Here is a 23,861-nt window from a genome sequence, read left to right as displayed (position 1 = left end):
AGTGGATCGCGCCGCGTCGGAGCGCACGGCCACGCGGCAGGCGCTCACGCGGCAGGCGCTCGCGGGGAAGGGCCGGCCGGTTGCACGGCAGGCGCTCGCGGGGAAGGCGTGGCCGGGTTCCCGTGCCGGCCACCCCCCGCACAGTGAACCTCGCGTTCCTCCGCGCCCGGGCGTGCCCGGCGTGCCTCATCGGAAAGGTCTGCCATGCGTGTTCTCGGCATCAACGCCCTTTTCCACGACCCCGCCGCCGCCCTGCTCGTCGACGGCATCACCGTCGCCGCCGCCGAGGAAGAGCGCTTCTCACGACGCAAGCACGGCAAACGGCCCGTGCCGTTCTCCGCCTGGGAGCTGCCCGAACAGGCCGCGCGCTGGTGCCTGAGCCGGGCCGGCCTGCGCCCCGGCGACCTGGACCTGGTGGCGTACTCGTACGACCCGGAACTGGCGCGTACCGCCGAGTCCCTGGGACTGGACGATCCGTGGGACAGTCTCCGTCAGGCCTACGCCCGCCACGCCCCCGCCTTTCTCGCGTCGGCGCTACCGGGGCTGGACCCCGCCGCCGTCTGCTTCGTGCCGCACCACATGGCCCATGCCGCGTCCGGAGCCTTCGCAGCCGAGGCGGCCGAGACCTCGTCGGTCCTCGTGCTCGACGGGCGGGGCGAATCCGCCTCGCACCTGGCCGCGCGGCGGGTCGGTGCCCGTCTCGAACCCCTCCGCGCCCAACAGCTGCCGGACTCGCTCGGGCTGGTCTACGAGGAACTGACCGAGCATCTCGGGTTCCTCCGCTCCTCCGACGAGTTCAAAGTCATGGCGCTCGCCTCCCACGGAACCCCGCGGATGCTCGGGGAGCTGCGCCGGTACGTCCATCCCACGGGCGACGGGGGCTTCCGGGCGCACGGCGTGCCCTGGGCGGAACTGGCGCCGCCGCGCGCGCCCGCCGAACCGTGGACCGGGGACCACGCGGACCTGGCCGCCGCCACCCAGGCGGTCCTGGAGGAGACGCTGCTCGACCTCGTGCGCTGGCTGCACGGCCGTACCCACGACTCCGTGCTGACCCTCGCCGGGGGAGTGGCCGTGAACTGCGTGGCGAACTCCAGGATCGCCCAGGAGGGGCCGTTCTCCCGGGTGTGGGTCCAGCCCGCCGCCGGTGACGCGGGGACGGCCCTCGGCGGGGCGCTGCTGCTGTCGGCGGAGGCGGGCGAGGAACCGTCGCCGATGCCGGGCGCCGCGCTCGGGCGCGACTGGTCGGACGCCGAGATCGCCGGGCGCCTGAAGACGGCCGCGGTGCCCTTCGAACGCCCTCCGGACATCGCCGCCACCGTCGCGGAGGCGCTGGCCGAGAACGCCGTCGTGGCCTGGTTCCAGGGGCGCTCGGAGTTCGGGCCGAGGGCGCTGGGGCACCGCTCGCTGCTCGCGCATCCGGGGCACGCCGGGAATCTGGAGCGGCTCAACGACATCAAGGGGCGCGAGCAGTTCCGTCCGGTCGCCCCGATGGTGCTGACGGAGCGGTGCGCGGAGATCTTCGACGGCCCGCTGCCCAGTCCGTACATGCTCTTCGTCCATGACGTCGCACCGCACTGGCGCGGACGGATCCCGGCTGTCGTCCACGTCGACGGCACGTCGCGCATCCAGACGGTGGACCGGCGGCACGAGCCGCTGGTGGCGCGGATGCTGGAGGAGTTCGAGCGGCGCACGGGGCTTCCGGTCGTCGTCAACACGAGCCTGAACACGGCGGGCCTGCCGATGGTGGACGATCCGCGGGACGCGCTGGAGTGCTTCGGCTCGACGCCGATCGATCTGCTCGCCATCGGGCCGTTCGCGGTCCGCAGGGGCGAGGTGTTCCGTACCGGATCGAACGGGTGGTCCGGCGGGGCGGGCTGACCGCACCCACGCGCGCGACCTCAGCACGGACGCGGTGCTTCCCTGAGCACGAACGCGCTGCTTCCCGGACGGAGCGTGCCGTCCGGGAAGCAGTGCGTACCGGGAGCGTCCGTACCGGGAAGCCGCCGTACCGGGATCGCGCGTCAGCGGTCTTCCCGCGGGTCCTCCGCCCGGGAGGTCTTACGGGTGCGCCGACCGCCCTCGCCCTCCTCGTACGGAGGGGGGTCCACCGGCGGTTCCGGATCGTGCCACTCCTCGGCTCGGGTCGAGCGGCCGGACCGGACCTGTCCCTCGACCTCCTTCTTGCGCTCGTCGTCGAGGCGGGGGCCTGACTTGCTGCTGCCGCGGTCGGGTGTGTTCATGGGTGCTTCCTCCTCTTCCTCCTCGGGTGCGCCCGCCCGGGGGCGGGGCACGCCGTCAGGTGTCCGTGGAGACGTTCTCGACGAGGTCGCCGACCTGCCCCTCGGGCAGGCTCCGGGCGACGTCGGCCTGGGAGATGATGCCCACCAGGACATGGCCGTGGATGACGGGGACGCGGCGGATCCGGTGCTCGCTCATGACGCGCAGGACGTCCTCCACGCTGTCGTCGGCGGAGACGGTGACGATCTCGTCCTGAGCCAGTTCGCCGACGGTGCAGCTCCCCGGGTCCTTGCCCTGGGCGACGACCTTCACGACGATGTCGCGGTCGGTGAGCATGCCCTTCAGCCGCTCGTCGGGACCACAGATCGGTAGCGCCCCCACGTCGAGTTCGACCATCTTCCGCGCGGCGTCGACGACGGTCTCCGCCGAGCGGACGCAGGTCGCGTCCGGGGTCATGATGTCGCGTGCGGTGGTCATGATGTATTCGCCTGCACTCGGTTCGGGATGGTGTGGGTCGGTGGTGCGAGCGCGGCGCCTCAGGACCGCGCCTGTCCGGTCCCTCCGCTGCCCGTCGCGGCGGACGACCGGGGCGAGCGACCGTCGCCGCGCCTCAGCTCGCGCTCTCCAGGGTGCGGACGATGGCCGCCGAGAAGGCGTCCAGGTCGCCCGGGTTGCGCGAGGTGATCAGGGGGTGGCTTCCCGAGGTGTCGACCACGACCTCCTTGTCCACCCAGTTGCCGCCCGCGTTCTCGAGGTCGGCGCGGAGCGAGGCGTACGAGGTGAGCTCACGGCCCTTGACGAGTCCGCTGTCCACCAGGAGCCACGGTCCGTGGCATATGGCGGCCACCGGTTTGCCGGCTTCGGCGACGGCGGAGACGAGGCGCTGGGCATCGCTGTCGGTCCGCAACTGGTCGGCGTTCACGGTGCCGCCGGGCACGATCACGGCGTCGTACTCGTCCGCCCCGGCCTTCGCCAGGGTCGTGTCCGGTTCGACGGCGGCACCCGGGTGGCGGTCGGACACGAGGGTCTGGACGGGCTCGTCCTGCTGCGCGGCGACCGTGACACGCGCGCCCGCGTCGCGGAGCGCGGCCACCGGTTTCCGCAGCTCGTCCTGCTCCGTCCCGTAGTTCGTCGTGAGGACGAGAACGTTCTTTCCGTCGAGCGACACGTCGGATTCCTCTCGTGCGGTGAGATCCTGTCTCTACCGCGCCTGACCCGACAGAGGCGGACCAAACCTCTCATATCCACCCTCGGCGCCCTCCCGATCCACCGGGCGGGCGGCCGGCGCATGCCGTGCATGATCCCGAGGAGAGCGGGAAACCGCCGTGGTGCCGAAGCCGAGGAAGGATCGGCCGGCTCAGGAAGCAGCAACGGAGGTCGTCATGGTTCCCCTTCTTCTCGTCCTCCTCGTGATCCTCGTGCTCTTCGGAGCGGGCTTCGCGCTCGAGGTCCTCTGGTACATCGCGATCGCCGTTCTCGTGCTGTGGCTCCTGGGCTTCCTCATGCGGGGCAGCGGATCGCGCTGGTATCGCTGGTGACACACATCGGACAGGGCTCCCCGCGCCGTGCGCGGGGAGCCCTGTCGCGGCCGCTCGTCGGCCGACCGAAGCCGTGAGGTCAGGCCAGGTCGAACCGGTCGAGGTTCATCACCTTGTCCCACGCCGCCACGAAGTCACGGACGAACTTCTCGCCCGCGTCCCGCGCCGCGTACACCTCCGCGAGGGCGCGGAGCTGGGAGTGCGAACCGAAGACGAGGTCGACGGCTGTGGCGGTCCACTTGAGCGCGCCCGTGGCGTGATCACGGCCTTCGAACACGTTCTCCGTCGAGGCCGACGCCTTCCACTCCGTCCCCATGTCGAGCAGGTTGACGAAGAAGTCGTTGGTCAGCGTCTCGGGCCGGTCGGTGAGGACGCCGTGCGGTGAGCGCCGGAAACCGGTGTTCAGGGCCCGCATGCCGCCGATCAGGACCGTCATCTCGGGAGCGGTCAGGGTCAACAGGTTGGCGCGGTCCAGAAGCAGGGTCTCCGGTGACAGCTTCTCGCCCGCCCGGAGGTAGTTGCGGAAGCCGTCCGCCGCGGGTTCCAGCACGGCGAACGTGTCCGTGTCGGTCTGCTCCTGCGAGGCGTCCGTGCGCCCCGGTGCGAACGGGACCGTGATGTCGTACCCGGCGTTCTTCGCGGCCCGTTCGACCGCCGCGCACCCGCCGAGGACGATCAGGTCGGCGAGGGAGACCTTCACACCGCCGGTCTGCGAGCCGTTGAAGTCCTGCTGGATCCCCTCCAGGGCCCGCACCGTCTCGGTCACCTCGGGCAGGTCGTTGACCTCCCAGTCCTTCTGCGGCGCCAGCCGGATGCGCGCCCCGTTGGCGCCGCCCCGCTTGTCGGTGCCGCGGAAGCTCGCCGCCGAGGCCCACGCGGTGGTGGCCAGCTGGGAGAGGGACAATCCCGAGCCGAGGATCCGCTCCTTGAGGGCGGCGACGTCCTGCGGCCCGACCAGTTCGTGGTCCACCGCGGGGACGGGGTCCTGCCACAGCTGCGGCTCGGGAACCCACGGGCCGAGGTAGCGCGACAAGGGACCCATGTCGCGGTGCAGGAGCTTGTACCACGCCTTGGCGAACGCCTCCGCGAGCCTGTCCGGGTTCTCGTGGAAGCTCTTCGAGATCGGCCCGTAGACCGGATCCACCTTCAGCGCGAGATCCGTCGTCAGCATCATGGGAGCGTGCCTCTTCGACGGATCATGGGCGTCGGGCACCGTGTCCTTGGCCGAGGGGTCCGTGGGCGTCCACTGCTTGGCACCGGCCGGGCTCGTCGTCAGCTCCCAGTCGTACCGGAACAGGTTGTCCAGATAGCCGTTGTCCCACTTCGTCGGCTCGGAGGTCCAGGCGCCCTCCAGCCCGCTGGTGAGCGCGTCGGCGCCCTTGCCAGTGCCGTACGTGTTCTTCCAGCCGAGCCCCTGGTACTCCACGGGGCAGCCCTCGGGCTCCGGACCGATGTACGAGGGATCGACCGCACCGTGGCACTTGCCGAACGTGTGGCCGCCGACGATCAGCGCGACCGTCTCCTCGTCGTTCATCGCCATGCGCCCGAACGTCTCGCGAATGTCCCGCGCCGCGGCGAGCGGATCCGGGTTGCCGTTCGGCCCCTCCGGATTGACGTAGATCAGTCCCATCTGCACGGCGCCGAAAGGACCGGTGAGTTCCCTGTCGCCGCTGTAGCGCTCATCTCCGAGCCAGGTGTCCTCGGGCCCCCAGAAGATTTCCTCGGGCTCCCAGATGTCCTCCCGTCCGAATCCGAATCCGAACGTCTTGAACCCCATCGATTCCATCGCACAGTTACCGGCGAAGACCAGGAGATCGGCCCAGGAGATCTTCCGGCCGTACTTCTGCTTGACCGGCCAGAGCAGACGGCGCGCCTTGTCGAGGCTCGCGTTGTCCGGCCAGCTGTTGAGCGGGGCGAAGCGCTGGGCGCCGGAACCGCCGCCGCCCCGGCCGTCGGCGATGCGGTACGTGCCCGCCGCATGCCAGCTCATCCGGATGAAGAGCGGCCCGTAGTGGCCGTAGTCGGCGGGCCACCAGTCCTGCGAGGCCGTCATCACCTCGAAGACGTCCCGCTTCAGCGCGTCGACGTCCAGGGTGCTGAACTCCTCCGCGTAGGAGAAGCCCTCGTCCATCGGATTGGATTGAGGTGAATGCTGGTGGAGTACCGAAAGGTCCAGCTGATTCGGCCACCAGTCCCGGTTCGTCCTGGGACGAGTCGGTGCCGGGGCGGGGGAGGGGATTGCTGGGTTCTCGCTTTCGCTGCCGGACACGTCCGTCCTTCTTCCTGTGTCGGTGATTCCCTCTGCTGGCCTGCTCGCTCTTGCAGTCGTCCGCTGTTCTTGTGTCGAGCACTGCGACCCGCCCGTATGGTCGCGCACAGCGGACCGCGTCGCACGAGAACACGCAGGGCACCCCGCGTAACAAGCAGTCCTCGTCGTTCGTCGTTCCCCGAGGCGCCCGGGTGATGCGGACGCCGATCCTCCGGACCCACAGGAAGGGACGGTCCGGAGGGAGGGGACGGCCGGGGGACGCTCCGGAGGGAGGGGACGGCCGGGGGACGGTCCGGAGGGAGGGGATGACCGGGGGACGCTCCGGAAGGAATGGGACGGCCGGTGGGCTCAGAGGCCGGCGACCTTGGCGCTCGCCGACAGCTCGTAGACCAGCGTGACCGTGCGGCGGCCTCCGGGCGGGAGGGCGACGGCCCAACGGGCGATGCCTTCGGCGTCGACGTCGTCGGGTGCCGGGGAGCAGGCCTCCCGGCGGAGGCGCACCTCCACCGCCGAGACCTCGGAGACCGGGATCCGCTCCCGGACGACGACCACCCGTTCGCCGTGCTCGCCCGGGGCTGAGAACCGGGACAGGTGCAGCCGGACCGTGCGGGTGACCACGGTCCGCTGGATGATCCCGGCGGAATCGCGCGATTCCTCGGCCTCCCGGACCACCCGGTGGTCGTCGCGGCTGCCGAAGGCGAGCTCGACGGGCGCGCCCGGAGCGGTGAAGTCCAGCGTGCCCCGGCCGCTGAAGCCACTGCCGCGGACCAGATCCACCGGCCCGGCGAGCAGCGCGTGGCCGGACCGGTTGTCGCACCGCACCACCTGGGTGACCAGCGGTGACAGCTCGGGCGCGCAGGCGTACTCGCTGCTCGCGCCCGTCGTGAAGACGGAGACGGGCACCCGGTGGGCACGGCCGTCGGTGGGCACGGACACCGGCGCGGGAGCGCTCAGCACCCGGATCTCGCCACCGTCGTCCACCCCCGGCAGCCCGAGCACGGGGACGGGACCGAGGTCCGCGATCTCCTCCTCGCGAAGCTCGACATCGACCGTGCGGCGCTCCGCCGCCGACCGCTCCCTGAGCGTCAGCCGGTCCTCGGCGAGCCGCGGCGGCTCCGTGGCCTGCGTCGAGCGAGCCGTCGACAGCGTCAGCCGTACGTCCGACCAGTCCTCGCCGGTGCGCTGCCAGACCATCGCGTCGGTCTCCAGCGTCAGCGACTCCCCGTCGAGCACGGCCCGGTAGGCGGGCCGCCACAGCGCGCAGGGGGTGAGGTGGCTCAGCCGCAGCTCGACCGGACCGGCGGCCCGGGCCTCCACGGTGAGTTCGACATGACCGACCAGCTCGGCGGGCTCCTCCTCGGCGAGGTCCATGGCCCGCTCGGTCTCCCCGAGCTCGACGGCGAGCGCGGCCAGCCGGGCCTCCACGGCGCGCAGCCGCTCGCCGTACGTCTCGCGCTCGGCGTCCACCCGGTCCAGTTCCCGGGCCCAGCGCGGCCCTTCGGTCTCCCCCGATCCGGCGCCTTCCGCGATCTCCCGCAGCACATCGGCCGCGAGGCGGCCCAGCAGATCGAGGCGGGCCCGCAGCCGGTCGCGTCGCTGCTCCAGCGTGAGCCGCTCCGCTTCCAAGGTGTGGACGCGGTGGCGCAGCGCGGAGTCGCCGTCGGCCGACGGCAGCGGCTGCCGAGGCGTCCAGGTGCGGACGATCCGCGCGTCGAGCACGGTTGCCGGGTGGTGGGAGGTCAGCTCGGCATGGAGGGTACGGTCCACGGCCAGCGCGCTGACCGGCCCCAGCCGGAGCCGCTGGACCCCGGCCTCCAGATCGATCCGGACGGCGCGCTCGACGAGGGCGCGGTCCTCCAGGCAGGTGACGGCGGTGACAGGGGCGGGGATCGGCTTCGAGTCCGTGGACATGGCGTGGGTCAGCTCCTGCGGTTGCCGCCGGCCAGGGCTTTGCCGGCCGGGATACGGATCTCGTAGCCGCCCTCGAGGGCGGCGGTGCCGGCGGCGGGCAGGTCCACCCGCCAGACACGGGTGCCCGGCGCGTGATGCTCGGGCCCGGCACCCACCTGCTGCCTCGCGCCCGCCTGCTGCCTCGCGCCCGCCTGGTGCCCCGCGCCCGCCTCGGGCCACGCCCCCGCCTCGGGCGCCGTCCAGTCGGCCCGCTCCTCGATCCGCACGTCCGGTTCGGAGGTCACCGGCACGCGCTCGCGGATCTCGACGGTGACGGGCCTCGCGAGCTGGTTGGCCAGCTCCACGTGGACGCGGTGGTCGAGCACGGTGATGTGGTTGCGCAGGCCCGCGGTCGACTCCTGCAGATGCGTCCGGCGCGTGACGCGGATGCCCTCGGCCGGTCCGAGACCGACCCGGCGGACCCCGCCGGGCGCGAGCATGGGCAGGGCGGCGGTCAGCAGGAAGTCGTCGTCGACGGTGACCTCCACCGGACCGGCCAGCAGGGCCTGGTCGGTGGCGTTGGAGAGCACCAGCGTCGCGTACACCGTCTGCTCGACGGACGGCACGCAGAGGTACTCGGTGCGCAGGCCGACCGGGATCTCCCCGACCGTGATGGTGTGCCAGGTGCCGTCCGACGGGACGTCGGCGCGGGCGGCGGCATCGAAGCGGTGGTCGAAGGAACCCGCCGACTCGCGCGGACGCACGGCGTGCCCGGGCAGCGGCAGCCCGGCCACGGCTTCGGCGCGGCGGCGGTACTCGGCCGCCACCGGATCGAAGGGGGAGTCGGCGAACAGCCGGCCTCTGCGACCGGCCTGCTCGTCGGCGCCACACAGCACGAGGGCGGCGTAGTCGAGTTCGGCGCCACTCGGCTGCGGCGGACCGGCCACCGGGGGCGCGGGCGGCGGACCGGCCTGGCCCGAACCCGCAGGGGCCTTGGGAGTTCGGGGTGCGCCCGCGAAGGACCTGCTCTCGGTGCCCGGACGGGCGCCCGGCCTGCCGCCCGATCCGGAGAGGGCAGGGGCGGGTGCGCCGTACGCGCCGCCGGGCATCGGGAGCGCGGCGGCGGGCGGGGGCATGACGGGCGGAGCGCCGTAACCTCCCGGCGCCTGCGGTGCGGGCGGTGGCGGCGGTGGCGGAACGGGCCCGGGAGCGGCACTGACCGCGCCGGCCGTCGACACGTCGGCCGGGGCAGGCCGGGGGCCGGCCGCCTCGTACCCGGCGAACAGGTCGGCGAGCCCGGCCGGAGGCTCGCGCCACCCGGACGGTGCGGGAGCGGGCTGCCGGCGTCCGATCCGGACGGAACGGAGCTTCGGCAGGTCCGTGCGGCGCCGGAGGTCGGCGGTGGCCAGGGCGATGCGTACGCCGGTCCAGTCCTCGCCGGTGCGCTGGGCGACCGAGGCACGCAGCACCAGGCGGCCGGTACCGTCGCCCTGACGGTGAGTGAGACGGTAGGCCGGTACCCAGACGGCGCCCGGCACCCCGTACTCCAGCTCCAGTTCCACCTCCGCGTCACCCGTGTCCGAGCCGGTGGCGGCGGCGGAGACGTCGAGGGTCAGCACCGCGCTGACCGTGGCCGCCACATGCGCCGACGGTGCGTCGTTCGTCGCGCGGGCGCGCCGGTCCTCGGCCACGGCCAGCTCGTGTTCGACACGGACCAGCGCCTCTTCCAGCTCGACGAGGCGGGCGTGCAGTTTCGTGAGCCGCTCGTCGACGAAGTCGGCGAGCTCCAGCCACGCGCCGACCGCGGTACGGCGGTGCGGATCCTCGCGCTTGCGGGCCGGAGGCACCGGGCGCAGGCCCCGCACCTCCTCGATCAGGACCTTCTGACGGTCCCGGCGGCCCAGCGCCGCCGCGTACTCCTCCCGCAGGCGCTCGCTCTCGCGCCGCAAGGCGTCGGGAGTGCCGGAGACGTGCGGCTCGGCCTCGAACTCCACCCGGGCCTCCGTGACGCGGACCCCGGTGGCGCCGAGCACACGCGCCCGCAGGGATCCCGGGTCCAGCGACCGGGGGAGTCCCGTCACCCGCAGCCGGCCGTCTGGCGGCACGCTTCCCCGGGCCAGGCGGCGGCATACGGCGCCCTGCGCGTACACCACGACCGAATCGAGGGTCGACCCCCACCGCTGTGCTGATCCTGCCGTCATGTGCTCCGCCCCCCGGCCGCGTTCGTGCTGGGCGAAGCCTACGCCCCGGCGACCGCTCAGGTGGTGGCACCCGGACTCGGCGCCCTTCCCGGAGTCCGACGGTCACCGACCGCGCCCGACGCACCGACGGCGCCGGACGACCGAAGGCTACCGGCGGGCGGGACGGTGGGGCGGCGCCGTCCCCAGGAGGTCGGCGAGGCCCTGCCGCGTGGCGGCGATGACGACGCGGTCCTCCGGGCGCAGGACGTAGCCGGGATGGAGGTCCCACAGCAGCTGGGGGTCTTCGCCGTCGGGGTGTGGGGTGGAGAGGTCCGGCCGTCGTCGGCCGGGGGCGGCGGTGTCGAGGGCGAGGACGCGCCAGGCGCCGGGGAGGAAGGCTTCGGCGACCGTGTGCCCCTCCAGCTGAGGATGTCCCTGCACGAGGACCGCGGCGAAGAGCAGCACCCGCCGTTCGACGGGGATGGCGCCCAGGACCTGGCGGCCCATCATGGCGCCCGCGAACGCGGGGGCCGCGAGGTGGGTGACGCTGCGGCTGCGGGTGAGGGCGTCGGGGTGGACGGTGCGCAGGGTGCGGTACACGGCGGTGGCGAAGTCGTTGTCGTACAGCCGGAGGGCGACCCGGAGGTCCGGCTTCACCGTACGGGCGTAGAGCGTGGCCTCCAGGTTGGTGGTGTCGGAACTGGTGAGGGCGAGCAGCGCGTGCGCCCGGTGGATCTTGGCCGCCTCCAGTACGCCCTCCTCCGTGACGTCCCCGAGGACGACCGGGACGCCGAGGCCGCGGGCGAGCGGTATGCCACGGGCCTCCGGGTCCTCCTCCACGCAGACGACGGGGATGCCGAGTTCACGCAGGCGGACCAGGACCCGGGCGCCGATCTTGCCCAGACCGAGCAGGACGACATGACCGGAGAGACCCCGAGGCGGACGCCGCAGCGCACCGGCCGCGCGGAAGGTGCCGAGGGCTTCGAGGGCGCCCGCCACGAGGAGCGGGAGCAGGGCGAGACCGACGAGGCCGGAGAGGAGTTGCGGGATCTGGCGCGTGGGCGAGCCGTCGACGGCGGGGTCGTTGATCGAGAACAGGTCGAGCAGGGTCAGGTAGGCCGCGTGGACGGGGTCGGCGTCGGTGAGCATCGTGGTGGTCACGGTCAGGGCCAGGACGCAGCCGGCGATGCCCGCGAGCGCCCAGCGGAGCCGGGTGGAGATCAGCTCGCCCAGAGGTGCCCGCCGGCCGGCGCGGCGGCGCTTCGGTGCGGCGGGCGCGGCGTGCCGGACCGTCTCGAGGACGACGGTGCCCCGACCGGTGGCGGCCCGCACGGTGCGGTCGTCCGGGAGGAGTTGGGGTCCTTGTGGACCGCTGGTGTCGGACCCCTCGGCGCCCGCGGGGTCCGTGGTCGTGGACGACAGCAGGGCCAGCGTGCACAGCCCCGGGTCCGGTATCTCGCCCCGCCGGGGCGGGGTCCGCTCCACGGCGCGGAGCAGCAGCCCATCGGCCTGGACGACCTTGCTCGTCCCGGCGATCGCCGTGGCGGCGAGCGCGGGGGCGGCCGTGTCGGCGTCGGAGAGCACGGTGGTGGACGCCTCCAGAGCGGCGCGGTCCAGACCGGGCACGGCGACGAGGGCGGCCTGGTCGAGCAGTTCCTCCAGATGCTGACCGAGCTTGCGGTTGTACATGCGCACCACGAGCCGCAGACCCGGGCTCAGCCGGCGGGCGGCGAGCGCGGCCCGCAGGTTCGTCTCGTCGTCCTCGTACAGCAGGGCCAGGGCGGCGGCCTGGTCCACACCGGCCCGCAGCAGTGCCTCCTCGGCGGGCGCCGACGCCACGACCTCCCGCACCGGTACGACGATGCCGCCGCTGGTGGCGTCGGCCGGGGAACCGCCGAGGCGGGCAGGCAGCTCCGCCGCGCGGGGCAGCGCGGCGGGCTGCCCCGTCGCCCGCTCCTCGGGGACGACGAGGACGACCCGCCGGCGGTAGACGTCCCGCAGCTCGGCGGCCGGCCGGTGCGCGAGCCCGTCGTCTCCGCAGACCACCATGTGTCCCGCCGGAACACCATGCCCGTTGTGCTGTGGCAGCACGACCATGCCGTTCCCCTCTCCCCGTCCCTCGGCAGGCTGCCCGACGGGGGCCGCCGACAGCGGACATGGCTTGGCTTCCCGCTCCGGCGCGACCGCTCTCCCGGAGACGTATCGTCACACCGGTACGCGCGGAAGGTCACTGCCGGAGTCCGGCAGTTCTGACGCCTTCCTGATGCCGCATGCGAACGCCAGGACGCGGGGACGCGGGGACGCCGGGACACCGGGCGCCGCGCGTCAGGGTTCCTCTCCGGCCCGGCCCCGCGGGCGTGCGCGCCCATGACAGCGGTCCGCAGGGTGGAGCGCGGGACGGGGTCGCCCGGGTCGGCGCCCGTCAGCCGGTGCATGCGCTCCAGCCGGTACGTCAGGGCGCGGAAGCGCAGCCCGGTGGCGAGGTGCGCGGCGCTTCCGATCCGCGGTAGCCGTGGGGCGGGCTCATCCCGTTGAATGTGGCGGGACACGTTCATATGCGAAGGGGGCGCGCGCACCATGGATCGCGTGGCGAAGAAGAAACTCATGGCCGGACTCTCGGTCGTCGTCCTGGCCGTGGTCGGCGTCGGGCTGGTGTGGTTCAAGCCCTGGGCGCTCTGGGTCGACGAGACGGTACGCGAGGAGCTGCCGTCGGCCGCGGCGCCCCGGACGACCACTCCGGCGGCGTCCCAGGAGACCCCCGGCGCCTCAACGAGCCCCGCGGGGCCGCGGACCGTGGCCGCGGGCGAACTGATCAGCCACGAGCACACCACCAAGGGTTCCGTGAAGCTCGTACGCCTCGAGGACGGCACGCACACGCTGCGCTTCGAGGGCCTCGACACCAGCAGCGGACCCGACCTGCGCGTCTGGCTCACCGACGCACCGGTGAAGGAGGGGCGGGCCGGCTGGCACGTCTTCGACGACGGCAAGTACGTCAGCCTCGGCAAGCTCAAGGGGAACAAGGGCGACCAGAACTACGCGCTGCCCGCCGGAGTCGACTGGACCGCCTACACGAGCGTCAGCATCTGGTGCGACCGCTTCGACGTCTCCTTCGGCGCGGCGGAGCTGGCCCGGGCCTGACCCCGACGTTCCGGCCGGGGCCGCGCCTCCCACCCGTAGGGGGCGGCGGCCCCGTTCGTCGTACCCGGCCCGGACGCGCGCGACACGAGGCGGCCGGACCGATCAGGAATCGAGAAGCGCGGACCCCCGGCCGGAGCTAGCGTGACCGTCACGGGCCGGCCCGACGAAGCGCCCCCGCCCCGCGGTTCGCGGCGGATCGGATCGAGCCGGGCCCCCGGTGGAGACCGCGACGGCGGCCCGCCCCACGAACGGAGACAGGAACAGCATGGCCACGAGGAAGAACACCCGGTCGCCCGCGTCGCACGTCGCCGACAGCCACGAAGTGATCCGCGTCCACGGTGCGCGGGTGAACAACCTCAAGGACATCAGCATCGAGATCCCGAAGCGCCGGCTGACGGTGTTCACCGGTGTCTCCGGCTCGGGCAAGAGCTCGCTGGTGTTCGACACGATCGCGGCCGAGTCGCAGCGGCTGATCAACGAGACCTACAGCGCCTTCGTCCAGGGCTTCATGCCGACGCTGGCACGTCCCGACGTCGACGTGCTCGAAGGACTGACGACCGCGATCATCGTCGACCAGCAGCGGATGGGCGCCGACCCCCGCTCCACGGTCGGCACCGCCACCGACGCCAACGCCATGCTGCGCATCCTCTTCAGCCGCCTCGGCAAGCCGCACATCGGCCCGCCCAGCGCGTACGCCTTCAACGTCCCCTCGGTGCGGGCGAGCGGCGCCATCACCGTCGAGCGCGGCACCAAGAAGGCGGTGAAGGCCACCTTCAACCGCACGGGCGGCATGTGCCCGCGCTGCGAGGGCCGGGGCACGGTCTCCGACCTCGACCTCGCCCAGCTGTACGACGACTCCAAGTCCCTCGCCGAGGGCGCGATCACCGTCCCCGGCTACAAGGGCGGCGGCTGGAACTCCCGGCTCTACGCCGAGTCCGGCTTCTTCGACCCGGACAAGCCGATCCGCAGGTACACCAAGAAGGAGCTGCACGACTTCCTGCACCACGAGCCGACCCGGATGAAGATCGCGGGCATCAACATGACGTACGAGGGTCTGATCCCGCGGATCCAGAAGTCGATGCTCTCCAAGGACAAGGAGGGCATGCAGCCGCACATCCGCGAGTTCGTGGAGCGCGCCGTCACCTTCACCACCTGCCCCGAGTGCGACGGTACCCGGCTCGCCGAGGGCGCCCGCGCGTCCAAGATCAAGCGGATCAGCATCGCCGACGCCTGCGCGATGCAGATCAGCGACCTGGCCGAGTGGGTCCGCGGCCTCAAGGAGCCGTCGGTCGCGCCGCTGCTCACCGCCCTGCTGCAGACCCTCGAGTCGTTCGTCGAGATCGGCCTCGGCTATCTCGCGCTCGACCGGCCGTCGGGCACGCTGTCGGGCGGCGAGGCGCAGCGCGTCAAGATGATCCGGCACCTCGGCTCCTCGCTCACCGACGTCACGTACGTCTTCGACGAGCCCACGGCGGGCCTGCACCCGCACGACATCCAGCGGATGAACGACCTGCTGCTGCGGCTGCGGGACAAGGGCAACACCGTCCTGGTCGTGGAGCACAAGCCGGAGGTCATCGCGATCGCCGACCACGTCGTCGACCTCGGCCCCGGAGCCGGTACGGGGGGAGGCACCGTCTGCTTCGAGGGCACCGTCGAGGCCCTGCGGAAGGGCGGCACGATCACCGGCCGCCACTTCGACGACCGGGCCTCGCTCAAGAAGACCGTACGGACACCCACCGGCAAGCTGTCGATCCGCGGCGCGACCGCGCACAACCTGCGCGGCGTCGACGTGGACATCCCGCTCGGGGTGCTCGCCGTCGTCACTGGCGTCGCCGGTTCCGGCAAGAGCTCGCTCGTGCACGGCTCGATCCCGGCCGGGGAGGGCGTCGTGTCCGTCGACCAGAGCGCGATCCGCGGCTCGCGACGGAGCAACCCGGCGACGTACACCGGACTGCTGGAGCCGATCCGCAAGGCGTTCGCGAAGGTCAACGGCGTGAAGCCGGCGCTGTTCAGCGCCAACTCCGAGGGTGCCTGCCCCACCTGCAACGGTGCCGGCGTCATCTACATGGACCTGGCGATGATGGCCGGCGTCACCTCTCCGTGCGAGGAGTGCGAGGGGAAGCGATTCCAGGCGTCGGTGCTCGACTACCACCTCGGCGGGCGCGACATCAGCGAGGTGCTCGCGATGTCGGTGACCGAGGCCGAGGAGTTCTTCCGCACCGGGGAGGCGGCCACGCCGGCCGCGCACCGCGTTCTCGAGCGACTCGACGACGTCGGGCTCGGTTACCTCAGCCTCGGCCAGCCGCTCACCACGCTCTCCGGGGGCGAGCGGCAACGCCTGAAGCTGGCCACCCACATGGCCGACAAGGGCGGCGTGTACGTGCTCGACGAGCCGACGACCGGCCTGCACCTGGCCGATGTCGAGCAGCTGCTCGGCCTGCTCGACCGGCTCGTCGACTCGGGCAAGTCGGTCATCGTCGTCGAGCACCACCAGGCGGTGATGGCGCACGCCGACTGGATCATCGACCTCGGCCCCGGAGCCGGCCACGACGGCGGCCGGATCGTCTTCGAGGGCACCCCGGCCGACCTCGTCGCCGACCGTTCCACCCTGACCGGCGAACACCTGGCGGCATACGTCGGCGCCTGAGGGACCCTCCTGGATCACCCGGATGCGCCGGCCTCCGGGTGATCACATGCTCGTGTCACGCGCAAAGGCCGGGCCGGGAGAGGCAGTTGATGCAGTTCGAGGACCGGGCGCCGTGCCAGGGCCGACCGGAATCCGCAGCCGGGCGCATAGCGGGACCGGGGCTTGGCCGCGTCGGGCCCAGCCCGACACAGCCCCGCCCCACCCGGCCCCACCCCACCCCGGGCGCGTGATCCGCTGTCCGTTTCCTCCCTCGATCGGCGTGTCCCGGCGGCGATGTGCCCGGTGCGGCGCAGGGTGGGCCGGGGAAGGTCGCGACGCGGCGGAAGATGGAATGGGGAATTCCGTGCGTGCGTGACCACTCCGTGCTACAGTCGTGATCAGTTGCAGTTGTGGTTCCCATAGACTTCAAGTGCCTTAGGTGATGATGAATCGCCGGGCACTTTTTGTATTTTCGGTGCTTTTTCCGAGGGGAAATCATCGCGGCGACGCCGGGATTCGCACAGTGCGGATTCCCGGGTAATGCCTCGAAGGAGAATTTGGCATGGCTACTGGCACCGTGAAGTGGTTCAACTCGGAAAAGGGCTTCGGCTTCATCGAGCAGGAGGGTGGCGGCCCGGACGTGTTCGCCCACTACTCCAACATCGCGACCTCCGGCTTCCGTGAGCTTCAGGAAGGCCAGAAGGTGACCTTCGACGTCACGCAGGGCCAGAAGGGCCCGCAGGCGGAGAACATCCTCCCCGCCTGACGTCTTCGCGTCCGACGCAGCTGGGGCCCTCACCTCGCGGTGGGGGCCCCGGCTCGTTTTCGTTTCACCACCACCGTTTTTCCGGCACAAAAGGCCCCGCAAAGGTATTCATGAGCAGTTCAGGTCGCCCGGACCCCGCCCCCCGTACCGTCCCCTCCAAGGATGAATTCGCGCAGCCGGTCGGCCGCATTCCGGCCCTGCCCGCCGTCGCGTCCTTCGACGAGCTCGGCCTGCCCGCCGGGGTACGGGAACTGCTCGCCGCCAACGGCGTCGACACGCCCTTCCCGATCCAGGCCGCCACCCTGCCGAACGCCCTCGCCGGGCGCGACGTCCTGGGCCGCGGGCGCACGGGATCCGGCAAGACGCTCGCCTTCGGGCTGCCGCTCCTCCTGCGCACCGCCGACTCCGGCCGGCGGGCCGAGGCGCGCAAGCCGCGGGCGCTCGTCCTCGTCCCCACGCGCGAGCTGGCCCAGCAGGTCACCGACGCGCTCACGCCGTACGCCCGCGCGCTGAAGGTGCGACTGGCCACCGTGGTCGGCGGCCTGTCGATCGGGCGGCAGGCCACCGCGCTGCGCGAGGGGGCCGAGATCGTCGTCGCGACCCCCGGCCGCCTCATGGACCTCGTCGAACGCAAGGACGTCCGCCTGGACCGGGTGGACATCACCGTCCTCGACGAGGCCGACCAGATGGCCGACATGGGCTTCATGGACCAGGTCACCGCACTGCTCGAGCTCGTACGCCCCGACGGCCAGCGCATGCTGTTCTCCGCAACGCTCGACCGGAACGTCGACCTGCTGGTCCAGCGCTACCTCCACGACCCCGTGGTCCACTCGGTCGACCCCTCGGCCGCGACCGTCACCACCATGGACCACCACGTCCTCCAGGTGCACGGCGCCGACAAGTACGCCACCGCCACCGAGATCGCCGCCCGCGACGGACGCGTGATCATGTTCCTGGCCACCAAGGCCGCCGTCGACCGCTTCACCGCGCATCTGCTCGGCAGCGGCGTACGGGCCGCGGCCCTGCACGGCGACAAGTCGCAGCCCCTGCGCACCCGCACCCTGGACCGGTTCCGCAAGGGCGAGGTGACGGTCCTCGTGGCCACGAACGTCGCGGCCCGCGGCATCCACGTCGACGACGTCGACCTCGTCGTCAACGTCGATCCGCCGGCCGACCACAAGGACTACCTCCACCGCGGCGGGCGCACCGCCCGCGCCGGCGAGTCGGGCAGCGTGGTCACCCTGGTCCTGCCCGACCAGCGGCGCGATGTCGTCCGTCTCATGGCGGACGCGGGTCTGCGGCCCCAGGTCACCCAGGTCCGTTCCGGCGAAGCCGAGCTCAGCCGCCTCACCGGCGCCAAGGCCCCGTCCGGCGTTCCGGTGGACGGCAGCGCGCCGAGCGGCGAGCGCCCCAAGCGCGGCGGCGCGCCCTTCCGCGGCATGGGAACCGTCCCCGGCAAGCCCGGCCGGGCCAAGAACGAGTCCCGGCGGTCGGCCGAGGACCGCAAGCTCGCCGAGGCGCGCAAGGCCGCCCGGATCCGCCGCGGCGGCTGACCCTCAGTCGCAGCGGTACGTGAACCGGGCCTCGGCGGTGTGGCCGGGGGCGGGGGAGACGACGACCAGCCGGGCCGTCGCCCGGTGCTCGCCCCGGCCCTGGAACGTCCACAGCAGACGCAGGCGCGCCTCCGTCTGGTGGCGGGCCAGCCGCTCCCGCAGCAGCCCGGACGTCGTGCCGTCGCTGCGTTCCCAGCGGTACGTCACGGTGCCGGGCCGTCCGTCGGTCTCCAGCACCGCGACGACGTCCGCCGTACCGTCGCAGGACGGCGGCCGCTCCGGGGCGACGACCGTCACCCGCCGTACGGACACCTCCGGTCCGAACCGCTGCCAGGCGAGGAACGCCAGCACGGCGAGCAGCACCAGAGCCGGCAGGGCGTACCGGCGCAGCACGCCGCGGCGGCGGCGCGGCGGCGCGCCCCCCGGGGCGTGGCCGGGCAGGGGCAGGGTGCCGTGCCAGATCTCGGCCGTCCTGGGCCCGTCCGACGGCCGGCGCAGCGCGGCCGCCGTCACACCGGGACCGAAGCGCAGGACCTCGCCGTCGACCCGGTCGGGCGGCACGTCCTCGGCCGGTCGCTCGAACCAGTGGCTGCCGAGCACGGTGGCGCTGTACTCCACGGAGTCGTAAGGCCCTCCCGGGCCTCCGGGCGCTCCGGGACCCGGGGGTCCTCCGGGGACGCGGGAATCGCTCATGAGATCGTGCACCGCCGTGTCAGGAGCTGCTGCGTGGAGCCGCCGTTCGCGGCCGGGGGATCCGTCGTCGCCCGCACACCCCAGAAGCAGCCGGTGCCCTGGAAGGTGTGGGTGAGCGTGATCGTGTACTGCGTCGCACCGCTCCGCCGGACGCTCGTGGAACCGTCGGGAGAGCCTGTCTGCCCCTTGGCGTCACTGGTGGACCAGGCGATGAGGAGGTTCACCGGGCCGGGCCCGTCGGTGACGACCTCGAAGGACGCCTCGGCGGTGCTCGGGCCGGTCTGACGCAGCGAGGTCACGGACACCGACTTCACCGCGACCGGCCGCGGGGCCGGCCGTGTGGTCGGTGGTGCGGTCGGCGGTTCCGTGGTCGGGGTGGAGGTCGTCGGGGTCCACGTCGGCGTCGTCGGGCTGGTCGTGTCGGTGGGGGACGGGGTCCAGGTCGGTGTCGCCGTCGGGGTGATGGTCGGCGCGTCCGAGGGCGACTCCGGGGGAGTGGCCGATCCGCTCGTCGAAGAACCGCCCGTCGGCGTGGGGCCGACCGGTGCGTCGGAGGCACCCGGCCCGCCGCCCGTCCCGCCCGGTCCCGCGCTCGTCGTGGCGAAGACCTCGGTCGTCGTCGTGCCCGGCCCCTCGTCCCCGCCCGCCCGCGCGCCCACCGCGGCCAGCACCGCCAGGATCAGCGCCGCGACACCGGCCGGCAGCACCTTCGGCCACAGCCGGGTCCCCCGCCCGCCGAGCGGTGGCAGGGTGGTCGTGGCGAGCGCGGTCGTGCCGGTGGCCGGACCGCCGGCGGAGGGGAGGAGCAGGGGGAGGAGGGCCGCGAGCGCCGCGAGCCGCCGCCGGCCGCGCTCCTCCCAGTCCGGACCGTACGCGGCCGTGGCGGCCGTCTCCAGCTCGGCCACGAACGCCGCCGCGTTCTCCGGACGCTCCTGCGGGGCCTTGGCGAGACCGCGTCGGATCAGGGGACGCAGCGGCTCCGGCGCGTCCGCGTCGGGAACGGGTGCGTCGAGGTGCTGGAGCGCCAGTTCGGCGATGTTCTGGCCGGTGAACGGCTTGTGCCCGGTCAGGCACTCGTAGAAGGTCGCGGTCGCCGCGTACACATCGGCGGCGGGGGACGCGGGCTCGCCGTTCCACTGCTCGGGGGCCATGTACGCCGGTGTGCCGGCGACCCCGGGCGTGCTGCCACGGTCCGTCGCGATGCCGAAGTCGACCAGCTTGGACGAACCGTCGGCCGCGACCAGGACGTTCTCGGGCTTGTAGTCCCGGTGCACGACCCCTGCCCGGTGCGCGGCGGCCAGACCCAGGAGCGAGCCCTTGAGCACCACGAGCGCCGCCTCGGGGCCGGTGGCGCCCTCCCGGGCGAGCAGCGCGCGCAGCGCGAGCCCGTCCACCAGCTCCATGACGATGGCCGCGCCGCCCGGCGCCTCGACGTACTCGTACAGCCCCACGACGTACGGCGAGCCGAGGCCGCCGAGCAGGCGCGCCTCCGCCCGGAAGCCCCGGACGAACGCGGCGTCCGTCCGCAGCCGTTCGCCGAGGTACTTCACCGCCACCGGCACGCCGGTCGCGTCATGGACGGCGAGGACCACACGCCCGCTGCCGCCCGAACCCAGTTCCCGGTACTCCGTGTACCCGGGGACCACCCATACGTCCATTCCGCCCCCCCGTCCTCCTCCATGGGGACAGATTCCAGCCACGGTCGGTTCCCGGGAAGGGCGCGTGCACGGCGCATGGACTTCTCGTACGAGCCCATGGACTCTTCGCCGAGCGCCCTCGGCCGCGCGCCGCCGGACCCTACGGTGTACGCGGCCGTGGGGACGCCCTCTCCGCTCCGCGTTCATGTCCCGTACCGCGCGCCCACGCGTCGACGCCACGCCCCCGCCCCCTCACCCACTGATCTTGGGCTGCTCGGACCACCGTCCCCGGAATCCATCAGAGGTGCTCAGACCCATGACCGAACTCAACCGGCGCCGTTTCCTGCAGATGGCGGGCGCCACCGCCGGCTTCGCCGCCCTCAGCGGCAGCATCGCCCGGGCCGCCGCCATCCCCGCGGCCCGGGCCTCCGGGACCCTCGCCGACGTCGAACACATCGTCGTGCTGATGCAGGAGAACCGCTCCTTCGACCACTACTTCGGCGCGCTGAACGGGGTACGGGGTTTCGGCGACCCGCGTCCGGTCACCCTGCCCAGCGGCAAGTCCGTCTGGCACCAGCAGGACGGCACCAAGACCGTGTTGCCGTACCACCCGACGGCCGACGACCTCGGGATGCAGTTCATCGCCGGGCTCAACCACGACTGGGCGGGCGGCCACCGGGCGTTCGCCAACGGCGCGTACGACCAGTGGATCCCCGCCAAGTCCGCGGGCACGATGGCGTATCTGAACCGGAACGACATCCCCTTCCACTACGCGCTCGCCGACGCGTTCACCGTCTGCGACGCCTACCACTGCTCCTTCATCGGGGCCACCGACCCCAACCGCTACTACATGTGGAGCGGTCACACCGGCAACGACGGAACGGGCGGCGGCCCCGTCCTCGGCAACGAGGAGGCGGGCTATTCCTGGACGACGTATCCCGAGCGGCTCGAGCAGGCCGGGGTCTCCTGGAAGATCTACCAGGACGTCGGCGACGGTCTGGACGCCGCCGGCCACTGGGGCTGGATCGAGGACGCCTACCGCGGCAACTACGGTGACAACTCGCTGCTCTACTTCGACCAGTACCGCACCGCCCGGCCGGGCAGCCCGCTGCACGAGAAGGCCCGCACCGGCACCGATGTGTCGAAGGGCGACGGGTTCTTCGACATCCTGCGGGCCGACGTCGCCGCGGACCGGCTCCCGCAGGTCTCCTGGATCGTCGCTCCCGAGGCCTTCACCGAGCACCCCAACTTCCCCGCCAACTACGGGGCCTGGTACATCGCCCAGGTCCTCGACGCGCTCACCTCCGACCCCGAGGTGTGGAGCAGGACCGCGCTGTTCCTCACGTACGACGAGAACGACGGATACTTCGATCACGTCGTGCCGCCGTATCCGCCCTCCTCGGCGGCCCAGGGGCTCTCCACCGTCGACACCTCCCTCGACCGGTTCGCCGGCGACGCCCGCTACGCCGCCGGGGTGTACGGCCTCGGCCCGCGCGTGCCGATGATCGTCGTCTCCCCCTGGAGCAAGGGGGGTCACGTCTGCTCGGAGGTCTTCGACCACACGTCGATCATCCGCTTCATGGAGCGCCGCTTCGGTGTCCGGGAACCGCAGATCTCGCCCTGGCGGCGGGCCATCTGCGGCGACCTGACCTCGGCCTTCGACTTCGCGCTGGAGGACACCGCGCCCGCCGTGCTGCCCGACACCTCGGCGTACGAGCCGCCGGACAGCGAGCGGCACCCCAGCTACGTCCCGAAGCCGCCCAGGAAGCCGGTCCTGCCCGTGCAGGAGGCGGGCGCGCGTCCGATCAGGGCGTTGCCGTACGAGTTGTACGTCGACGGTTCGGCCACCCCGTCCACGGGCCGCTTCACCCTCACCTTCGGCGCGGGCGCCAGGGCCGGGGCCTTCTTCCACGTCACGGCACCGAACCGCACCGACGGCCCGTGGACGTACACCGCCGGGGCCGGCGCGAGCCTGCCGGACACCTGGAACACCGCGTACTCCGCGGGGACGTACGACCTCACGGTGACCGGGCCGCAGGGGTTCCTGCGCCGCTTCCGAGGGCCGGGCACGTCGGCCGGTCCGGAGGTGACGGCCCGTCACGACGGCGTCGCCGGGACCCTCGTGCTCACGATGACGAACCCCGGCACCGTGGACGTGCATCTCACGGTCACCGGCGCCGCGGCCTACGGCGGGCGGTCGCAGACCTTCAAGGTGCTCCAGGGGGCCACCGTCACCCACGCCGTGGATCCGCGGGGCAGCGGTCACTGGTACGACCTGACGGTCGTCTCCGACGGCGACAGCACGTTCCTGCGGCGCTTCGCCGGCCATGTGGAGACCGGGGCGCCGGGTGTCAGCGACCCCGGGATCATCACGGCCTGAGCGGGAGGGAGGCGGTGCGGCCGATCGGACGGCGCGGGCGGGGTCAGACGGTGACGACCCGCACGCCCGCGTCGGTCAGCTCCCGTGCCGCCTCCGACGGGAGGGCCTCGTCCGTCACCAGGACGTCCACGCGGTCGACCCCGCAGATCCGGGCGAAGGCCCGCCTGCCGAGCTTCGAGGAGTCGGCGACCACGACGACCCGGCTGGACCGCTCGGCGAAGAGCCGGCTGATCCCCGCCTCGTCCTCGTGGTGGGCCATGATCCCCAGCCGCGGGTCGATGCCGTCGACGCCGAGGACGACGGTGTCGAGCACGACCTCGTCGAGCACCCCGGCGGCCAGCGGGCCGACCAGTTCGTACGTCTGCGAGCGGGCCACGCCTCCCGAGACCACGATCTTGATCTGCGGCCGGACGGCGAGCTCGCCCGCGATGTTGAGCGCGTTGGTGACCACGGTCAGGGCGGGGGCGCCGACCGTCTCCCGCGCCCCGCCCCCGGCGAAGCGCAGGGCGAGGGCGCGGGCCACCTCGGTGGTGGTCGTCCCGCCGTTGAGACCCACGACCTCGCCCTCGTGGACGAGCTCCGCCACGGCCGCGGCGATGCGCTGCTTCTCCGACGCGTGCCGGGAGGACTTGTAGCGCAGCGGAAGCTCGTACGACACCCCTTGCGGCACCGCCCCGCCGCGCGTGCGGACGAGGAGGCGCTGCTCGGCCAGTTCGTCCAGGTCCCGGCGGATCGTGGCCGGGGAGACGCCGAGCGTCGCCGCGGCGTCCTCGACCTCCAGCCGGCCGGTGGCGGCGAGCAGTTCGAGGAGCGTGTTCCACCGCTCGTGCTTCGACATGATCGCGATCCTATCGCCGCGCGGAAGCGGGCAGACCTGGACCGTGGGCGCGAACTCAGGGATACTGCGCACCAAACGGGTGCTCGAAGTTGCTTGAAAGTATGGTGTTACGAGC

General features: G+C 72.7%; 17 protein-coding genes and 1 pseudogene. 7 read left to right on the top strand and 11 right to left on the bottom strand.

Features of this window, described 5'->3' with window-relative positions; genetic code table 11:
- Nucleotides 1-204 precede the first annotated feature (204 nt).
- Nucleotides 205-1,878 (top strand): carbamoyltransferase family protein, encoded by a 1,674-nt coding sequence (locus ACZ4VW_RS08295; protein ID WP_467959802.1) that lies wholly within the window; start codon nt 205-207, stop codon nt 1,876-1,878.
- 143 nt (nt 1,879-2,021) lie between these two features.
- Here ACZ4VW_RS08295 and ACZ4VW_RS08290 read toward each other — a convergent pair whose 3' ends face one another.
- The 3 genes from ACZ4VW_RS08290 to ACZ4VW_RS08280 form a co-directional block, all read right to left on the bottom strand.
- Nucleotides 2,022-2,240: a hypothetical protein gene (locus ACZ4VW_RS08290; RefSeq protein ID WP_467959800.1), complete on the bottom strand. Its 219-nt coding sequence runs from the start codon at nt 2,238-2,240 to the stop codon at nt 2,022-2,024.
- A gap of 55 nt (nt 2,241-2,295) precedes the next feature.
- A complete protein-coding gene (locus tag ACZ4VW_RS08285; protein WP_467959798.1) occupies nt 2,296-2,715 on the bottom strand; it encodes a CBS domain-containing protein in 420 nt (139 codons plus the stop codon).
- A 133-nt stretch (nt 2,716-2,848) separates the two neighbouring features.
- A complete protein-coding gene (locus ACZ4VW_RS08280) occupies nt 2,849-3,406 on the bottom strand; it encodes a type 1 glutamine amidotransferase domain-containing protein (RefSeq protein WP_467959796.1) in 558 nt (185 codons plus the stop codon).
- A 214-nt stretch (nt 3,407-3,620) separates the two neighbouring features.
- Between ACZ4VW_RS08280 and ACZ4VW_RS08275 the strand changes: the two genes are divergently transcribed.
- A complete protein-coding gene (locus tag ACZ4VW_RS08275) occupies nt 3,621-3,776 on the top strand; it encodes a hydrophobic protein (RefSeq protein WP_467959794.1) in 156 nt (51 codons plus the stop codon).
- A 79-nt stretch (nt 3,777-3,855) separates the two neighbouring features.
- Here the strand turns inward: ACZ4VW_RS08275 and katG are convergent, their stop codons facing one another.
- From katG to ACZ4VW_RS08250, 5 genes and pseudogenes are all read right to left on the bottom strand, one after another.
- Nucleotides 3,856-6,045, bottom strand: coding sequence for a catalase/peroxidase HPI (gene katG, locus ACZ4VW_RS08270; RefSeq protein ID WP_467959792.1), 2,190 nt, complete (start codon nt 6,043-6,045; stop codon nt 3,856-3,858).
- Between the two features lie 348 nt (nt 6,046-6,393).
- Nucleotides 6,394-7,956 (bottom strand): mucoidy inhibitor MuiA family protein, encoded by a 1,563-nt coding sequence (locus tag ACZ4VW_RS08265; protein ID WP_467959790.1) that lies wholly within the window; start codon nt 7,954-7,956, stop codon nt 6,394-6,396.
- An 8-nt stretch (nt 7,957-7,964) separates the two neighbouring features.
- Nucleotides 7,965-10,136 (bottom strand): DUF4139 domain-containing protein, encoded by a 2,172-nt coding sequence (locus ACZ4VW_RS08260; protein WP_467959788.1) that lies wholly within the window; start codon nt 10,134-10,136, stop codon nt 7,965-7,967.
- A 147-nt stretch (nt 10,137-10,283) separates the two neighbouring features.
- The gene (locus tag ACZ4VW_RS08255) at nt 10,284-12,212 is read right to left on the bottom strand and encodes an NAD-binding protein (RefSeq protein WP_467959786.1); all 1,929 of its coding nucleotides are present in this window, start codon (nt 12,210-12,212) and stop codon (nt 10,284-10,286) included.
- 263 nt (nt 12,213-12,475) lie between these two features.
- Nucleotides 12,476-12,586: pseudogene (locus tag ACZ4VW_RS08250) on the bottom strand (PucR family transcriptional regulator); the annotation flags it as partial.
- A gap of 106 nt (nt 12,587-12,692) precedes the next feature.
- Here ACZ4VW_RS08250 and ACZ4VW_RS08245 point away from each other — a divergent pair.
- From ACZ4VW_RS08245 to ACZ4VW_RS08230, 4 genes are all read left to right on the top strand, one after another.
- Nucleotides 12,693-13,253: a DM13 domain-containing protein gene (locus ACZ4VW_RS08245; RefSeq protein WP_467959784.1), complete on the top strand. Its 561-nt coding sequence runs from the start codon at nt 12,693-12,695 to the stop codon at nt 13,251-13,253.
- Between the two features lie 265 nt (nt 13,254-13,518).
- On the top strand, nt 13,519-15,900 hold the full coding sequence (locus tag ACZ4VW_RS08240; RefSeq protein WP_467959782.1) for an ATP-binding cassette domain-containing protein: 2,382 nt from the start codon (nt 13,519-13,521) through the stop codon (nt 15,898-15,900).
- A 541-nt stretch (nt 15,901-16,441) separates the two neighbouring features.
- Nucleotides 16,442-16,645 carry a cold-shock protein gene (locus tag ACZ4VW_RS08235; protein WP_033201600.1) on the top strand — a complete coding sequence of 68 codons (204 nt, stop codon included), beginning with the start codon at nt 16,442-16,444 and terminating at the stop codon, nt 16,643-16,645.
- Nucleotides 16,646-16,755: 110 nt separating this feature from the next.
- The gene (locus ACZ4VW_RS08230; protein WP_467959780.1) at nt 16,756-18,198 is read left to right on the top strand and encodes a DEAD/DEAH box helicase; all 1,443 of its coding nucleotides are present in this window, start codon (nt 16,756-16,758) and stop codon (nt 18,196-18,198) included.
- A gap of 3 nt (nt 18,199-18,201) precedes the next feature.
- Here ACZ4VW_RS08230 and ACZ4VW_RS08225 read toward each other — a convergent pair whose 3' ends face one another.
- Complete coding sequence (locus tag ACZ4VW_RS08225; RefSeq protein ID WP_467959778.1) at nt 18,202-18,816, bottom strand: hypothetical protein; 615 nt, start codon at nt 18,814-18,816, stop codon at nt 18,202-18,204.
- Nucleotides 18,817-18,887: 71 nt separating this feature from the next.
- On the bottom strand, nt 18,888-20,549 hold the full coding sequence (locus tag ACZ4VW_RS08220) for a serine/threonine-protein kinase (RefSeq protein WP_467959776.1): 1,662 nt from the start codon (nt 20,547-20,549) through the stop codon (nt 18,888-18,890).
- 295 nt (nt 20,550-20,844) lie between these two features.
- On the opposite strand from ACZ4VW_RS08220, the gene ACZ4VW_RS08215 reads away from it, so the two are divergent.
- The gene (locus ACZ4VW_RS08215) at nt 20,845-22,908 is read left to right on the top strand and encodes a phosphocholine-specific phospholipase C (RefSeq protein WP_467959774.1); all 2,064 of its coding nucleotides are present in this window, start codon (nt 20,845-20,847) and stop codon (nt 22,906-22,908) included.
- A gap of 43 nt (nt 22,909-22,951) precedes the next feature.
- On the opposite strand, the gene ACZ4VW_RS08210 is transcribed toward ACZ4VW_RS08215, so the two are convergent.
- Complete coding sequence (locus ACZ4VW_RS08210; protein ID WP_467959772.1) at nt 22,952-23,746, bottom strand: DeoR/GlpR family DNA-binding transcription regulator; 795 nt, start codon at nt 23,744-23,746, stop codon at nt 22,952-22,954.
- Nucleotides 23,747-23,861 lie beyond the last annotated feature (115 nt).

The sequence above is a fragment of the Streptomyces sp. NPDC029139 genome, assembly GCF_055564335.1.
The sequence above is the reverse complement of the archived record's forward strand: the minus strand, read 5'-3'. Positions and strand labels throughout refer to the sequence as shown.

What these genes read in the sequence shown, in the direction of transcription:
- ACZ4VW_RS08220 (WP_467959776.1), bottom strand. Translation starts at nt 20,549, where the DNA reads ATGGACGTATGGGTGGTCCCCGGGTACACGGAGTACCGGGAACTGGGT.
- ACZ4VW_RS08230 (WP_467959780.1), top strand. Translation starts at nt 16,756, where the DNA reads ATGAGCAGTTCAGGTCGCCCGGACCCCGCCCCCCGTACCGTCCCCTCC.
- ACZ4VW_RS08210 (WP_467959772.1), bottom strand. Translation starts at nt 23,746, where the DNA reads ATGTCGAAGCACGAGCGGTGGAACACGCTCCTCGAACTGCTCGCCGCC.
- ACZ4VW_RS08265 (WP_467959790.1), bottom strand. Translation starts at nt 7,956, where the DNA reads ATGTCCACGGACTCGAAGCCGATCCCCGCCCCTGTCACCGCCGTCACC.
- ACZ4VW_RS08295 (WP_467959802.1), top strand. Translation starts at nt 205, where the DNA reads ATGCGTGTTCTCGGCATCAACGCCCTTTTCCACGACCCCGCCGCCGCC.
- ACZ4VW_RS08260 (WP_467959788.1), bottom strand. Translation starts at nt 10,136, where the DNA reads ATGACGGCAGGATCAGCACAGCGGTGGGGGTCGACCCTCGATTCGGTC.
- ACZ4VW_RS08240 (WP_467959782.1), top strand. Translation starts at nt 13,519, where the DNA reads ATGGCCACGAGGAAGAACACCCGGTCGCCCGCGTCGCACGTCGCCGAC.
- ACZ4VW_RS08255 (WP_467959786.1), bottom strand. Translation starts at nt 12,212, where the DNA reads ATGGTCGTGCTGCCACAGCACAACGGGCATGGTGTTCCGGCGGGACAC.
- ACZ4VW_RS08215 (WP_467959774.1), top strand. Translation starts at nt 20,845, where the DNA reads ATGACCGAACTCAACCGGCGCCGTTTCCTGCAGATGGCGGGCGCCACC.
- ACZ4VW_RS08275 (WP_467959794.1), top strand. Translation starts at nt 3,621, where the DNA reads ATGGTTCCCCTTCTTCTCGTCCTCCTCGTGATCCTCGTGCTCTTCGGA.
- ACZ4VW_RS08285 (WP_467959798.1), bottom strand. Translation starts at nt 2,715, where the DNA reads ATGACCACCGCACGCGACATCATGACCCCGGACGCGACCTGCGTCCGC.
- ACZ4VW_RS08290 (WP_467959800.1), bottom strand. Translation starts at nt 2,240, where the DNA reads ATGAACACACCCGACCGCGGCAGCAGCAAGTCAGGCCCCCGCCTCGAC.
- ACZ4VW_RS08235 (WP_033201600.1), top strand. Translation starts at nt 16,442, where the DNA reads ATGGCTACTGGCACCGTGAAGTGGTTCAACTCGGAAAAGGGCTTCGGC.
- ACZ4VW_RS08245 (WP_467959784.1), top strand. Translation starts at nt 12,693, where the DNA reads ATGGATCGCGTGGCGAAGAAGAAACTCATGGCCGGACTCTCGGTCGTC.